Below are 13,405 nucleotides of genomic sequence, written 5' to 3' on the forward strand. Positions count from 1 at the left end.
ATCCCCCACAGCGACCAGGCAACTGAGTGCAACGCCTGGTCCGACACGCTACGGAACACCCTCTCTAGCCCCTCAGGTACTGATTGTCCTGAACCTCCGTTACACGAGCAAACCCCCTCCAGACACCGCACCAACCCCAAGCTTCGGAGAGCCAAGACCCGTGAGTCGTTGAACAATCACCAGCCAGGCAGTATCTGATTGAGTCGCTCGAGGCGGTCGGGGCGGAGCCGGCTTTTGCGGTGCCAGGTGCGTGGCCGACCCAGCCACACGGCGAGGACCGTCTCGTCCGGATGCCGGTCGCGGTCGTAGATCGGGAACCGGCCTGTATCAGCCCGAAACTGTCGGGTCTGCTCAAGGCGCCGATCCCACAGCACATCGGCGTTACCTCTCCTGGTGCCGACCCACTCCCCCAACGTGTTGAGGGCTTGGGTCCTGTCGGGGGTGAGGGTGCCGGCGTCGTGGTTCCTGCGCTGGTTCTCCAACCACCGATACAGCACCCGGGCCTCCTGGCTGTCGTTCTGCGCCGGGATTCTCCCGTGCTCGCGCACGTGCGCTGTGAGGCGGGCGTAGTGTTCCCACCACGACTGCTCCCGGGTCCGCCGGCGGTGGCGCTTGTTGGACGGCCACGCCGGCTGGTCATGGATCAGCCAGCACGCATCAAACCACGCCGGGTCCCGTTCGATTTGCCGGTCGACGGCACGGATCACCCGCTTCACGCTGACCCTGCACCAGGCGGCGATCACCGGGACGGGTACGCCGCGGGAGTACATGAGCAGCCACTCCTGCCTGCTCTCACACGCCCCCCACAGGTCCTCGTTTTCGGACGAGGTCGGCTCATCCACGCGCACAGGATCCTTGGTCACGTCGTCTCGGCGTTCCGACGACGTCTCCCTCGGGTCAGCAGGGGCCTGGATGGGGGTTTGCATGGGTGTCAGGTCGCCCAGTCCGGATTGTAGGTGGGGTGTGCGGCCCAGGGCAGGGCGAGCAGCTCGAGGACTGTCTGCATGTAGTCCTGATCCCCGGCCGGCTCATACGCCCAATCGATGCTCTGGACGTGTCCGACCAGGCGGCGCTTGACCTCACACTCCACCAGCAGCCGCTCCCCCACCAAAGCCGGCACCACCCCCACCCCGGCGAGGACCTCCAGATCATCCTCGACCCGCGCCAGGATGAACGCGGCAAGCTCATCCATCGCATCTTCCTGACCGCCGGATCCCGGTCCATCGATCCGGTCCAGCTGGTCCGTCTGGACTATTTGACTCGTCCGGCCTGTACGGTCCGGACTGTTCGTGCGGTTCATGGTGTCGAGGGCGACCAGAGGACCCGCGGAGCGGGGGGGGGTGCGGCGCACCCCCCCCGCTGTGGACGGCAGTGAGCCCCTCACGGGCTCCACCCGACCCCACGGGGATGCCCCACACCCCCATGTGTCAGCAACCGAGTTCGGCTGTCGGGTTCAGCTTTCCAAATAATCGAACCTGTGTTCTATTTTAAGGAACCTGTCCGAAGAACGGCAGGCAGGATCAGGAGAAACAGCCCATGGCGACCACGGCCACCCACCGCAGGAACACGACCCACCAGCACACCCCCGCACAGGGCGGCAAGGCCGGCGGCAGGACGGGTAATGGGGCAAAGAGTGGAACCAAGGGTGCAACGAAGGGTGCGCAGGGCGTCGATCTGGTGCTCGATGAGACTGCTGCCGTCCGGTTCCTCCCCTCGGGACTCCCGTTGGCGTTGCGCTGGCGGGGCGGGCTTTGGCAGGTCATCGGATCCCCCGTCTCCGGGTTCAGCCCGGACAACCGACCAGGACCCGCCTCTACCCCTACTCCCCTTTACGAGGCTCGTGGCACGGCTGGCACCCGGTTCTGGCGGTTTCAGGCGCAGACCGGACCCGCATCCCCGGTGCTGGAGTTCGAAATGAGCGCGGACACGCGCTCGACGGATTGGCAGCTGCGCCGCGTCATCGGCGTCGACGGGTTCTGAACCCGCGGCAGGCAACGATCGGGGCGTGACGCGGTTGTGAGCGGCTCGAAAGGTACGGCAAGCATTACGCCAGGCTGATGGACGAGCGAATCGAGGAGTTCGTCCTGCGACTGCGTACACGCGCACCGCGGCCGAGCTCGACGTAGAGAACTGCCGGCCCAGCGACTTCCCCGAGCCACGCCGAGTGCATGCGTGGGTCCGCTACCCCTCGAAGGCCATCCGTAAGCAGGCACACGCAACTGCGTACACGCGTACGGCGGTCAGGATCCCGCGGGAAGGCTGGGCATGACCCTTGTGTGCCCACGTATGTCGCCTGTGCAGCCAGATCACGAGAACCTTTTCCTCCGAGTGGTATTGCCTCGAATAGATCGGGAAGCGTGGAACTGCCGCACCCTCGGGCCTCTGCTCGCCCTACTAGTCGATGGCCTCGCTGACCTCGGCGAGGAGCGATTCCATGCATGCCTCGGCGGCCGCCGCGTCGCCGTCCCTGATGGCGAACGCCACCTGCTCGTGTGCCTGCAGCGCATGTTCCTTCGGATTGTGCGGCATGAGTCCCTGCTGCGTCCTGCCCGCGAGCACCTCGGCGATGACCTCGCGCAGGGCCAGGAACATCTCGTTGCCACTCGCCTCGAGGACGAGCGTATGGAACTCGATGTCCACGTCCAGGAACTCCTCGAGCAGTCCGGCCTCGCCCAGCCGCCGCAGGTCCTCGCCGAGCGCCGCGATCCGCAGGCGCTGTGCCCCGGAGGCGTGCCGGGCCGCGAGCGCCGCCGCGACCGGTTCGACGGCGCGGCGCAGGTGCGTGAGGGAACGGAACTGGTCCGCCCGCCCCGGGCCGTGGAGCCGCCACCTGATCACGCGGGGATCGTAGACGTTCCACCGCTCGGGGCCCTGCACCACGAGCCCGATGCGGCGCTTGGGCACGATCAGGTTCATCGATTCCAGGACGCGCATGCAGTCCCGCACCACGGTGCGCGAGACCCCGAACTGCTGCTGCAGGCCTTCGATCGTCAGGCGTGCACCCTCGGGCAGCACGCCGTCCGCGATGTCCTGGCCCAGCGCGTCGATGATCCGCGTGGGGAACACCGCGGCTGCTCCCGGCGGTGATCCCGCGGGTACTGACTGCGACGTCATCGTCCTCCTCCAGGCGCCGGCGGCCACTTGACCGATTCCCTAACGATAGAGCGATCACGCACACCCGAAAAGGTACTACCTTTGATCTGAAAGGTGTTACCTTTACTCACATCGCGAACCGTTCCACAGCACCGACAAGGGAGTCAGCATGGATGCACAGCCACACCATGTGGTCGTCATGGGTATCTCCGGATCCGGCAAGACCACCATCGCCACCCGACTCACGGAACGGCTCGGGTGGGTGTTCGCCGAGGCGGACGACTTCCACCCCGCCGCGAACATCGCGAAGATGACCGCCGGCACCGCGCTCACCGACGAGGACCGCTGGCCCTGGCTGGAGGCCATGCGTGACTGGATGACCCTCCAGGCGCGGGCGGGCCGCAGCACCGTCGTCACCTGCTCGGCGCTGAAGCGTTCCTACCGGGACCTCCTCACCGGGGCAGAGGGCCGGGTGCGGTTCGTGCACCTGCTCGGCGACACCGATCTCATCCTCGAGCGCATGAAGACCCGCAGCGGCCACTTCATGCCGGAATCGCTCCTGCCCTCGCAGATCAGCACGCTCGAACCCCTGGAACCCGACGAGCTGGGCATCCGGATCCAGAACACCGGCACGCCCGACGACGTCACGACCGACGTCATCGACCGGCTCGACCTGCCCAGCAACTGACCCCCCACCCCCGATCCGCACTACTTTCAACGGAGAAAACATGCCCATCGAAGGATGGACCCAGAGCCTCACCGCCGGTCCGCTCCTCCTGATCGCCGCAGCCGCCATCCTCGCGCTGCTGTTCCTGATCATCAAGCTCCGCGTCCACGCGTTCGTCTCGCTGATCCTCGTCAGCCTCGCCACCGCTTTCGCCACCGGGATCCCCACGTCGCAGATCGTCCCCGTGATGGTCAGCAGTTTCGGATCGACGCTCGGCGCCGTGGCGCTGCTGGTGGGCCTCGGCGCGATGCTCGGCCGCCTGGTCGAGACCAGCGGCGGCGCGAAGGTACTCGCGGACTACCTCATCCGGGTCTTCGGCGAGAACCGGGCGCCCTTCGCGCTCGGCGTCGCCTCGCTGATCTTCGGCTTCCCCATCTTCTTCGACGCCGGCCTCGTGGTCATGCTGCCCATCGTCTTCTCCGTCGCCCGCCGCCTCGGCGGCGGCGTGCTGCGCTACGGCCTCCCCGCCGCGGGTGCCTTCTCCGTCATGCACATCTTCGTGCCCCCGCACCCGGGCCCGGTTGCCGCCTCCGAGTTCTTCGGCGCGAACGTCGGCCTCGTCATCATGGTCGGCCTCCTCGCCGCGATCCCCACCTGGTACGTGACCTCCTACCTGTACGGGCTCTGGGCCGGCAGGAAGTACGTCCTGCCCGTCCCCGAACTGCTCGGCACGGCCGACGAGCACGCCGAGGCGAACCCGCCCAAGTTCGGCACCGTCGTCGGGATCCTGCTGCTGCCCCTCGCGCTGATCTTCCTCAACACGGGCCTGAACACCCTGGCCCGCTCGGGTGCCGTGGACGAGAGCGTGACCGAGCAGGGGTGGTTCCAGTTCCTGCGCATGCTCGGGGAGACCCCCGTGGCCCTGCTGATCACCCTCCTCGTGGCGTCCTATGTGCTCGGCCGCCGCCGCGGGATCGAGAAGACCGCACTGGAGAGCACGCTGGAATCGGCGCTCGGCCCGGTCTGCTCCGTCATCCTCATCACCGGCGCCGGCGGCATGTTCGGCGGCGTCCTCCGGGCGAGCGGCATCGGCGACGCACTCGCCGCGGTCCTCGGCGATCTCGGTATCCCCATCATCCTGGCCGGCTTCCTGATCGCCGCGATCCTGCGCATCGCCCAGGGCTCGGCGACCGTGGCACTGACCACCGCCGCCGGCCTCATCTCCCCCGCGATCCTGGCCGGTGACTACAACGGCCTGCAGCTGGCGGCCCTCGTGGTGGCCGTCGCCGGCGGTTCCGTGGTGGCGAGCCATGTCAACGACTCCGGGTTCTGGCTCGTGGGCCGCTTCTTCAACATGGACGTCAAGACCACCCTGAAGACGTGGACCGTCATGGAGACGACGATCGGCGTCATGGGCTTCGCCATCGCGACCGCCGTCTTCGCCCTCGCCTCCGCGGCCTGACAGCGCGGCAGCACCACCCAGAGGCCCGTCCCGCATCGTGCGGGGCGGGCCTCTGGGTGTCCCCGGTAGCAGGTGGGGGGCCGGGCGGCGTACCGGATCCGGCCGTTGCGGCCGGGGACGCCCGGTGACACGGTGGATCGGACGGCCCGGACGAATCGACGGGCCGGCCCGGCTGACCAGGAGGAGCACGGCATGGAGCAGAGGTTCGACGGCAAAGTCGTGATCGTGACGGGCGCCGGCTCGGGGATCGGTGAGGCGACGGCCCGGCGCTTCGTCGCCGAAGGGGCGAGGGTGGTCCTGACGGATTCCGTCGCGGACAAGATCGACGCCGTCGTCGCCTCCCTGCCCGGGGACCGCGCGACGGCGGTGACCGCGGACTCGTCCGACGCCGGGCAGGTGGCCCTCATGGTGCAGGAGACCGTGCAGCGGTACGGGCGCCTGGACGTCCTCGTCAACAACGCGGGCACCATCTCCAAGGGCACCGTCCAGGACACGAGCGTCGAGGAGTGGCACCGCGTCATCGAGACCGATCTGTCCGGGGTGTTCTACGGGACGAAGGCGGCCCTGGAGTATTTGCTGGAGAGCAGGGGGTGCATCGTCAACGTCTCCTCCGTCTCCGGTGTCGCGGCGGACTGGCGCATGAGCGCCTACAACGCGGCCAAGGGCGGGGTCAGCAACTTCACGCGTGCCGTCGCGCTGGACCACGGCAAGGACGGCGTGCGGGTGAACGCCGTCGCGCCCGGCTTCATCTGGACGGACCTCACGAGCGAGGACGGCGAGCCGCACGAACTCTCCGACGAGTTCGCGGCGCGCATCGCGCTCGGACGCGGAGGCCTGCCGGACGAGGTCGCGGCCGCGATCACCTTCCTCGCGAGCGACGACGCACGCTTCATCACCGGGGTGGTCCTCCCGGTGGACGGCGGCACCATGGCCAGCAACGGTCAGCCCGCACAGGCCTGAGCCGGCCCTGACGATGTCGGCGCCTCCCTCCCGGGCTTCGTTGCGTGGGCAGGGCGGGTCCTGGCGCTCCAGCCGCGCACCGAGCAGGCCCCCGCCGCGGGGAGGTCGGCTGCTACGGGGAGGTCAGCGCCGTCTCCCGCGGGACCCGGGGGGACGCGCCGGCTTCCCCGGCTGCGCCTTCCCGCCCCCCTTCTGCTCCCTGGTGTTCCCGCCGGCCGCTGCCTTCTTCGCGGCGGCCTTCTGGGACGCGGTCTTCTTCGGGGCCTCACGCTGCGAGGGCTGCCGTGAACTCCGGGCCGTGCGTCCGCGCACGATGCCGATAAACTCCTCGACGTCGTCGGACTCGTCCTCCACACGCCAGGCGATCCCGATGGTCGTCACGGGAAGCCCCGGGACGGGGCGGTGGACGGCGTCCTTGCGGGCGTACAGGCGGGCGAGGGACATCGGCAGGACGACGACGCCGGCGCCGGTCGCGGCGACCTCCACGGCCGTCTTCGGCCCCCCGCACTCCTCGATGTCGAGCAGGAGCTCGCCCTCGAGTTCCCCGAGCGGCACGTCGTCGTAGAGGGACAGTTCGTTGTCGCGTGACATGACCGCGACGGGCTGTTCCTCGTAGAGGGGGATCAGGTGGATCCCGGTACGTTCCACCGGCAGACGGACGAAGACGACGTCGTCGGATCCGTCGAGCAGCGCCGTCAGGGCGTCGTCGTGCTGGTGGAGTGCGAGGTTCACGTCGGGGTGCCGTTCACGCCAGCGGGCCACCCACTTCCCCGGCGTCACGCCCGGCACGAAGCCGACGGACAGGGTTCTGGGCGGGTCTGCGGGCATCTGATCACAGTAGCGCCTACCGGCGACGGCGAGGCGGACGGTTAAGCTGGGATCATGACTCCCGCGAAAACCCCCCAGACCCTGAAGCCCGCCACGGCGGCCAAGAAACTGGGAATCTACCTGCCCGCCGCCCCCCAGGACTTCCAGGAGACCGAGCTGACGCGCGCGGAGTTCAACGAACTGCAGCAGACCCCGCCGGAGTGGCTCGCAGAGCTGCGCCGCACCGGCCCGCACCCGCGTCCCGTCGTCGCGCAGAAGCTCGGCATCTCCAACGGCGGGCTGGCCCGGGGCGGCCTCACGGATCCCCTGACGAGCGAGCAGATCACCGCCCTGCTGCAGGACCCGCCCGCATGGCTGGTCGCGGAGCGGGCCACGCAGGCGGCCGTCCGCGCGGAGGCGGCACGGGTGAAGGAACGCGATGCCGCACGCAAGGCGTCCGACGCCTGAACACTGCACGGAACAGAGTCCCATCCGTCACACAGGACCCAGGTCGGGGCTGAGACGCGACGATTGACTTATTCGAACGCCTGTTCGAATATTGACGAGTGACGCCTCCAGCTGCCGGCTCTGCCCCCGACAGGGAGGAGCCCTCCCCCGATGCCGGGACGACGCGTCCGGGGGTGGCAGGCGGTCGGGGAATCCCGGACACCACCCTCGACCTCCAGGCCCGTATCAACAGCATGCAGGCCGGCACGCTGGACTCCCGACGCCTGCCCACGGTTCCGGCCCTGGCGCACATCCTGCCGGGCGGCGGCCTCCAGTCGGGGGGCTCCTACACCGTCCGCAACTCCACCACCCTGGCCATGGCCCTGCTCGCCGGCCCCTCCTCGACCGGCGCGTGGTGCAGCGTCATCGGGATGCCGGACTTCAGCGTGGAGGCGGCCCAGGGCTTCGGCATCAACCTCGACCGCCTCATCCTGGTCCCCGATCCCGGCTCCCAGTGGCTCACGGTCACCGCGGCCCTCGTGGACGTCGTCTCCATCATCCTGACCCGGGCCCCGGACCACCTGGCACCCACGGAATGGGCCCGGCTCAAGGCACGCCTCCGGCAGCGCGGAACGGCGCTCATCACCCTCGGCAACTGGAAGCAGAGCGACTCCACGCTCGGCGTGGCGGAGAGCGCCTGGGAGGGCCTCGGTTCGGGATCGGGCCACCTGAGGGCCCGGCGCCTGAAGATCACCGCGACCCAGCCCTCCGGACGGCTCCGCCACGCCTACGTGGGACTGGCGGACCTGCAGGACGCCTCTCCGGAGGCATCGGCGTCCACCGCCCTCGCACAGACCTCCTTCGGCCCGGCGTCCACCCTGTTCGAACCACGGCTGATGAAGTCCTCATGACGACTCCGCCGCCGGCAGCGTCCCCGCCGACCGAAGCAGCTGCGGGGACCGCGCCCGCCACCCGGACCATGATGCTCTGGTGCCCCGACTGGCCCATCACGGCGGCCCTGCGCGAGCACGCGTTGCCCGCCGACACGGCACTCGTCCTCGTGGACCGGGGGGAGGTCTTCGCGTGCTCACCCGCAGCACGGCAGGACGGCGTGAGGAGGGGGTTGCGCATCCGGGAGGCCCAGGCCCGCAGCACCGGACTCGTGTCACTCCCGTACGACCCGTCGCTGGACGAGCGCACGTTCGAACCGGTCACCGCGGCCGTGGAGACCATCATGCCCGGCGTCCAGGTCATCCGCCCCGGGCTGTGCGCCATCAGGATCAAGGGCCCCGCGCGCTACTACGGCGGCGAGCGCGGAGCCGCGGGCGTGGTCTTCCGGACCCTCGCGGCCATCGGCCTCACCGACCTGCGGATCGGCATCGCGGACGGCCCGTTCGCAGCCGAGCAGGCCGCCAGGGCCACCGACGAGCTGGAGGACGACGTCGAGCAGCTGGTCGTCATCCCGGAGGGCGGCTCGCCCTGGTTCCTCGGCAGCTACCCCCTGGAAGTCCTCGAACAGCCGAAGCTCACCGTGCTGCTCAAGCGTCTCGGCATCCGCTCCCTCGCCGACTTCGCGGCCCTCGATGCCTCCGACGTCCGCAACCGCTTCGGCGTCGAGGGCGCCCTCGCACACCGCCGGGCGAGAGGACTCGACCACCGGGACGTCGTCGCCCGGAGACCTCCGCCGCACCTCGACGCCACCGCAGATTTCGAGCCGTCCCTCGCGCGCATCGACCAGCTGGCCTTCGCGTTCCGCACCCGGGCCGGCGAGTTCGTCGACGAACTGCGGGAGGCCGGACTGGTGTGCACGGCGCTGCAGGTCCGTCTGCACACGGAGTCGGGAGAGGTGTCCGAGCGCCAGTGGCGGCATCCGCGCTGGTTCGACGCCGACGACGTCGTGGACCGCGTGCGCTGGCAGCTCCAGGGGACCAACGCCTCGGACCACGGCCTGACCTCCGGCATCACGCGGGTCCACCTCGTGCCCGAGATCGTCGAGGACCTCGCCGACCATGCGGACGGACTGTGGGGCACGGGACCGGACGAGGGGATCCACCACGGACTGGCCCGCGTGCAGAGCATGCTGGGCCACGGCGCCGTGCTGACCGGGATCATCGCCGGGGGCCGGCTCCTCGCGGACCGCCGGGTCCTCATCCCGTGGGGGGACACGCCGGCGCAAGCCCCGACAGCACGGGTCAGGGACCGCACGCAGCCCTGGCCCGGACGCCTGCCCGGCCCGGCACCGGCCACGGTGTTCGCCGCCCCCCTGCCCGCCGTCGTCGTCGATGCCCGGGGCAACCCGGTCGACGTCGATCCCCGGGGCCTCCTGACCGCCGATCCCTCCTTCTTCAGCGCCGGCCCCCATGACGACCGGCGGCCCGTGCACTCCTGGGCCGGCCCGTGGCCGATCAACGAACGCTGGTGGGACCCGGAGGGGCGCGTGCTCAACCGCTTCCAGCTGGTGGACCACTCGGGATCGGCCTGGCTGCTGCTGCTCGAGGACCACGCGTGGTGGGTCGAGGCGAGCTACGACTGATGGGCTGGAACAATCCCCCCATCCCGTGGTCGGACTTCGAACGGAATCTCTCGGGCACCCGGCCCGGCGCGCCGCCCGTCGGCGCCGACGGCGGCGACAGCCCCGCCTGGTCCCGCAAGCGGCAGCCCTACACCGTCCCGGCCGAGGCCCCTGTCCCCGAAGGACCCGTGGTGCCGTATGCGGAGCTGCATGCCCACTCCAATTTCAGTTTCCTCGACGGCGCCTCCAGCCCCGAGCACCTCGCCGAGGAAGCCCAGCGGCTCGGGCTCACCGGCATGGCCCTCACCGACCATGACGGGCTGTACGGTGCGGTGCGCTTCGCGGAGGCCGCCGAGAAGTACCCGGGGATCTCGACCATGTACGGCACCGAACTCTCGCTCGGCCTGTCCAGGCCGCAGAACGGGGAGGCCGATCCGGAAGGGCAGCACCTGCTGGTCCTCGCCCGTGGATCGGCCGGCTACCACCGCCTGGCCACGGCCATCACCGAGGCCCAGCTCGCCGCGGACGCCGAGAAGGGGAAGCCCCGCTACGACCTCGAACGCCTGGCAGGGCATGCCGCCGGTCAGTGGATGATCCTCACGGGGTGCCGGAAGGGTGCCGTCCGCTCCGCGCTCGTCGCCACGGGCCAATCCGCGGCCGAGGCCGAACTCCGGAGGCTCGTCGACCTGTTCGGCCGGGAGTCGGTCGTCGTCGAGCTCATCGACCAGGGCAACCCCCTGGACACGGCCCACAACGACGCCCTGAGCGCCGTCGCGGCCCGCGTGGGGCTGCCCACCGTGGCCACCAACAACGTGCACTACGCGACGCCGAAGCAGCACCGGCTCGCCTCCGCCCTGGCCGCGGTCAGGGCCCGCCGGAGCCTGGACCAGATGGACGGCTGGCTTCCCGCGGCCGGCGCCGCCCACCTGCGCAGCGGTGCGGAGATGGCGCGGCGGTTCCTGGACTATCCCGGGGCGGTGGAGCGCACGGTGGATATCGCCGCGGATCTCTCCTTCACCCTGCGCAGCGTCAGGCCCGGGCTGCCGGCCATCGACCTGCCCGAGGGACACACCCAGATGAGCTATCTCCGCGAGCTCGTCCGGCAGGGGGCGGACAAGCTCTACAGGGGCCGGACCGACGTCCACGACCGCATCGAACGCGAACTGGACGTCATCGAGAGCAAGAACTTCCCGGGCTACTTCCTGATCGTCCATGACCTCGTGCACTATGCGCGCCGGAACGGCATCCTGTGCCAGGGGCGGGGATCGGCCGCCAATTCGGCGGTGTGCTACCTGCTGGAGATCACCGCCGTCGATTCCATCAAGTACCGGCTTCCCTTCGAGCGCTTCCTCTCGAGCATGCGCGACGAGGAGCCCGACATCGACGTGGATTTCGATTCGGACCGCCGTGAGGAGGTCATCCAGTACGTCTACCGGAAGTACGGTCGCTTCAACGCTGCCCAGGTGGCCAATGTCATCACCTACCGTCCCAAGTTCGCCGTCCGGGACATGGCGAAGGCCCTCGGCCACAGTCCCGGCCAGCAGGACGCCTGGTCCCGGCAGATCGAGCGGTGGGGCGGGCTCGTCTCCAGCAGTGACCACGACATCCCCGAGTCCGTGGTCGGCCTGGCGCAGGAGGTCCTGACGTTCCCCCGCCATATGGGGATCCACTCCGGCGGCATGGTGCTCACCGATCGCCCCGTGGGAGAGGTATGCCCGATCGAGCATGGAAGGATGGAGGGGCGGACGGTCCTGCAGTGGGACAAGGACGACTGCGCCTGGATGGGGCTGGTGAAGTTCGACCTGCTGGGCCTCGGCATCCTCGCAGCCATCCAGTACAACTTCGACCTCGTGGAACGGCATCTCGGGGAGAAGTGGGAACTGCACACCATCCCCAAGGAGGAGCAGGGCGTCTACGACATGCTGTGCTTCGCCGACTCGGTGGGTGTCTTCCAGGTGGAGAGCCGCGCCCAGATGGGCATGCTCCCCCGGCTGCAGCCCCGGCAGTTCTACGACCTCGTCATCGAGGTGGCCCTCGTACGGCCCGGACCGATCCAGGGCGGGGCCGTGCACCCCTACATCAAACGGAAGATGGGCGAGGAGGAGGTCCGGTACATCCACCCCGACCTCGAACCGGTCCTCGAGCGGACCCTCGGCGTCCCGCTCTTCCAGGAACAGCTCATGCAGATGGCGATGGTGGTGGGCGGTTGCTCGGGAGCGGACGCCGACCTCCTGCGCCGCGCCATGGGGTCCAAGCGGGGCGAGGAGCGGATCGACTCCCTCAAGGCCACGCTGTACGAGGGCATGGCCGCCAACGGGATCACCGGTGACGTCGCGGACACCATCTACGACAAGATCCACGCCTTCGCGAACTTCGGGTTCGCGGAGAGCCACTCGATCAGCTTCGCCCTGCTGGTCTACGTCAGCGCCTGGTTGCGCCTGCACTATCCCGGGGCGTTCCTCGCCGCGCTCCTGCGGGCACAGCCCATGGGGTTCTACTCACCCCAGACGCTGGTGGCCGACGCCCGGCGGCACGGAGCCGTGGTCCTGCGGCCCGACATCCTGCACTCCGGGGTGCACGCCGATCTCGAGCCGCTCGAGGGCTACGAGCCTGCCGACGATCCGGCGGAACGCACCACCGGCAGGGACTGCTGCACGGAGGACGAGCAGCCGCCGGTCGGTTACTTCGACCAGGGCACGCCGTTCGACTCCACACCCCACCGCCGCGACGGCAACTATGCCGTGCGGCTCGGGCTGGCCAGTGTCGAGTCCGTCGGGGTGGGACTCGCCGAGAGGATCGTCACCGACCGGGATCGCAACGGGCCCTACGAGGACATGCCGGACCTCGCGCGCCGCACGGGGGCCAACGCGGGCCAGCTCGAGGCCCTCGCCGCCTCCGGCGCGTTCGACTCGATGGGTCTGAGCCGCCGCGAGGCACTCTGGAACGCCGGGCCGGCGTCCACCGAACGCGAGGGCCAGATCAGGGGCACGGCCGTCTATATCCAGCCTCCCCTGATGCCCGAACTCTCGGACATCGACAAGGTGGGCTCCGACCTGTGGTCCACGGGCATCACCCCCGATGATCACCCCGTGCGCCACGCCCGGGCGAGGCTGAAGCGCCGCGGCGCCCTGACCGCGCAGGAGCTCAGGACGTCCGAGTCCGGCCGGCGGATCGAGGTGGCGGGAGTCGTGACACACCGGCAACGGCCGGCGACGGCGAGCGGGATCACCTTCATGAACCTGGAGGACGAGACAGGACTGGTGAACGTCATCTGCTCGGTGGGGGTGTGGCAGCGCTACCGCCGGGTCGCCCGGGAGGCCAGCAGCGTGATCGTCAGGGGCGTCCTCGAGCGGTCTGCGGAGGGGATCGTCAATGTCGTGGCGGACCGCATCGAGGTCCTGCAGCTCAGGGCGACCACGAAGTCCCGCGACTTCCGCTGACGGGTCGGGGAACGACG

At 69.6% G+C, this 13,405-nt stretch carries 12 protein-coding genes; 8 read left to right on the top strand and 4 right to left on the bottom strand.

The genetic code is table 11. The features are described from left to right. Positions 1-176 precede the first annotated feature (176 nt). Together CXQ92_RS09580 and CXQ92_RS09585 are read right to left on the bottom strand one after the other, a co-directional pair. Complete coding sequence (locus CXQ92_RS09580) at positions 177-842, bottom strand: helicase associated domain-containing protein (protein ID WP_181033611.1); 666 nt, start codon at positions 840-842, stop codon at positions 177-179. Between the two features lie 89 nt (positions 843-931). Beyond that, a complete protein-coding gene (locus tag CXQ92_RS09585; RefSeq protein WP_104167523.1) occupies positions 932-1,192 on the bottom strand; it encodes a DUF6221 family protein in 261 nt (86 codons plus the stop codon). A gap of 344 nt (positions 1,193-1,536) precedes the next feature. On the opposite strand from CXQ92_RS09585, the gene CXQ92_RS09590 reads away from it, so the two are divergent. Beyond that, positions 1,537-1,980, top strand: a complete 444-nt coding sequence (locus CXQ92_RS09590) for a hypothetical protein (protein ID WP_104167524.1) — start codon at positions 1,537-1,539, stop codon at positions 1,978-1,980. A 414-nt stretch (positions 1,981-2,394) separates the two neighbouring features. Here the strand turns inward: CXQ92_RS09590 and CXQ92_RS09595 are convergent, their stop codons facing one another. Beyond that, positions 2,395-3,114, bottom strand: coding sequence for a FadR/GntR family transcriptional regulator (locus CXQ92_RS09595; RefSeq protein ID WP_104167525.1), 720 nt, complete (start codon positions 3,112-3,114; stop codon positions 2,395-2,397). 148 nt (positions 3,115-3,262) lie between these two features. On the opposite strand from CXQ92_RS09595, the gene CXQ92_RS09600 reads away from it, so the two are divergent. From CXQ92_RS09600 to CXQ92_RS09610, 3 genes are all read left to right on the top strand, one after another. Further along, the gene (locus tag CXQ92_RS09600; RefSeq protein WP_104167526.1) at positions 3,263-3,781 is read left to right on the top strand and encodes a gluconokinase; all 519 of its coding nucleotides are present in this window, start codon (positions 3,263-3,265) and stop codon (positions 3,779-3,781) included. Between the two features lie 40 nt (positions 3,782-3,821). After that, complete coding sequence (locus tag CXQ92_RS09605; RefSeq protein WP_104167527.1) at positions 3,822-5,222, top strand: GntP family permease; 1,401 nt, start codon at positions 3,822-3,824, stop codon at positions 5,220-5,222. 192 nt (positions 5,223-5,414) lie between these two features. Beyond that, on the top strand, positions 5,415-6,182 hold the full coding sequence (locus CXQ92_RS09610; protein WP_104167528.1) for an SDR family NAD(P)-dependent oxidoreductase: 768 nt from the start codon (positions 5,415-5,417) through the stop codon (positions 6,180-6,182). A 123-nt stretch (positions 6,183-6,305) separates the two neighbouring features. Here CXQ92_RS09610 and CXQ92_RS09615 read toward each other — a convergent pair whose 3' ends face one another. Next, entirely contained in the window at positions 6,306-7,010 is a 705-nt protein-coding gene (locus CXQ92_RS09615) for a LysR family transcriptional regulator (RefSeq protein ID WP_104167529.1), read from the bottom strand. Positions 7,011-7,064: 54 nt separating this feature from the next. Here CXQ92_RS09615 and CXQ92_RS09620 point away from each other — a divergent pair, with 54 nt between their 5' ends. The 4 genes from CXQ92_RS09620 (at position 7,065) to CXQ92_RS09635 (ending at position 13,388) form a co-directional block, all read left to right on the top strand. Further along, positions 7,065-7,457 (top strand): DUF5997 family protein, encoded by a 393-nt coding sequence (locus CXQ92_RS09620; protein ID WP_104167530.1) that lies wholly within the window; start codon positions 7,065-7,067, stop codon positions 7,455-7,457. Positions 7,458-7,555: 98 nt separating this feature from the next. Continuing rightward, entirely contained in the window at positions 7,556-8,347 is a 792-nt protein-coding gene (locus CXQ92_RS09625; protein WP_146067431.1) for a hypothetical protein, read from the top strand. Then, positions 8,344-9,969 (top strand): DNA polymerase Y family protein, encoded by a 1,626-nt coding sequence (locus CXQ92_RS09630; protein WP_146067432.1) that lies wholly within the window; start codon positions 8,344-8,346, stop codon positions 9,967-9,969. Before CXQ92_RS09625 ends, CXQ92_RS09630 begins: the two co-directional genes overlap by 4 nt. Beyond that, on the top strand, positions 9,969-13,388 hold the full coding sequence (locus CXQ92_RS09635) for an error-prone DNA polymerase (RefSeq protein ID WP_104167532.1): 3,420 nt from the start codon (positions 9,969-9,971) through the stop codon (positions 13,386-13,388). The genes CXQ92_RS09630 and CXQ92_RS09635 overlap by 1 nt, the downstream gene beginning before the upstream one ends. The last annotated feature ends 17 nt before the right edge of the window (positions 13,389-13,405 follow it).

The organism is Arthrobacter sp. SX1312 (assembly GCF_002929295.1).
Classification (GTDB): domain Bacteria; phylum Actinomycetota; class Actinomycetes; order Actinomycetales; family Micrococcaceae; genus Arthrobacter_D.

Excerpts from the sequence above, each read along its gene's own strand:
- CXQ92_RS09590 (WP_104167524.1), top strand. The coding sequence starts at position 1,537 with ATGGCGACCACGGCCACCCACCGCAGGAACACGACCCACCAGCACACC.
- CXQ92_RS09610 (WP_104167528.1), top strand. The coding sequence starts at position 5,415 with ATGGAGCAGAGGTTCGACGGCAAAGTCGTGATCGTGACGGGCGCCGGC.
- CXQ92_RS09630 (WP_146067432.1), top strand. The coding sequence starts at position 8,344 with ATGACGACTCCGCCGCCGGCAGCGTCCCCGCCGACCGAAGCAGCTGCG.
- CXQ92_RS09595 (WP_104167525.1), bottom strand. The coding sequence starts at position 3,114 with ATGACGTCGCAGTCAGTACCCGCGGGATCACCGCCGGGAGCAGCCGCG.
- CXQ92_RS09635 (WP_104167532.1), top strand. The coding sequence starts at position 9,969 with ATGGGCTGGAACAATCCCCCCATCCCGTGGTCGGACTTCGAACGGAAT.
- CXQ92_RS09615 (WP_104167529.1), bottom strand. The coding sequence starts at position 7,010 with ATGCCCGCAGACCCGCCCAGAACCCTGTCCGTCGGCTTCGTGCCGGGC.
- CXQ92_RS09620 (WP_104167530.1), top strand. The coding sequence starts at position 7,065 with ATGACTCCCGCGAAAACCCCCCAGACCCTGAAGCCCGCCACGGCGGCC.
- CXQ92_RS09600 (WP_104167526.1), top strand. The coding sequence starts at position 3,263 with ATGGATGCACAGCCACACCATGTGGTCGTCATGGGTATCTCCGGATCC.
- CXQ92_RS09585 (WP_104167523.1), bottom strand. The coding sequence starts at position 1,192 with ATGGATGAGCTTGCCGCGTTCATCCTGGCGCGGGTCGAGGATGATCTG.
- CXQ92_RS09605 (WP_104167527.1), top strand. The coding sequence starts at position 3,822 with ATGCCCATCGAAGGATGGACCCAGAGCCTCACCGCCGGTCCGCTCCTC.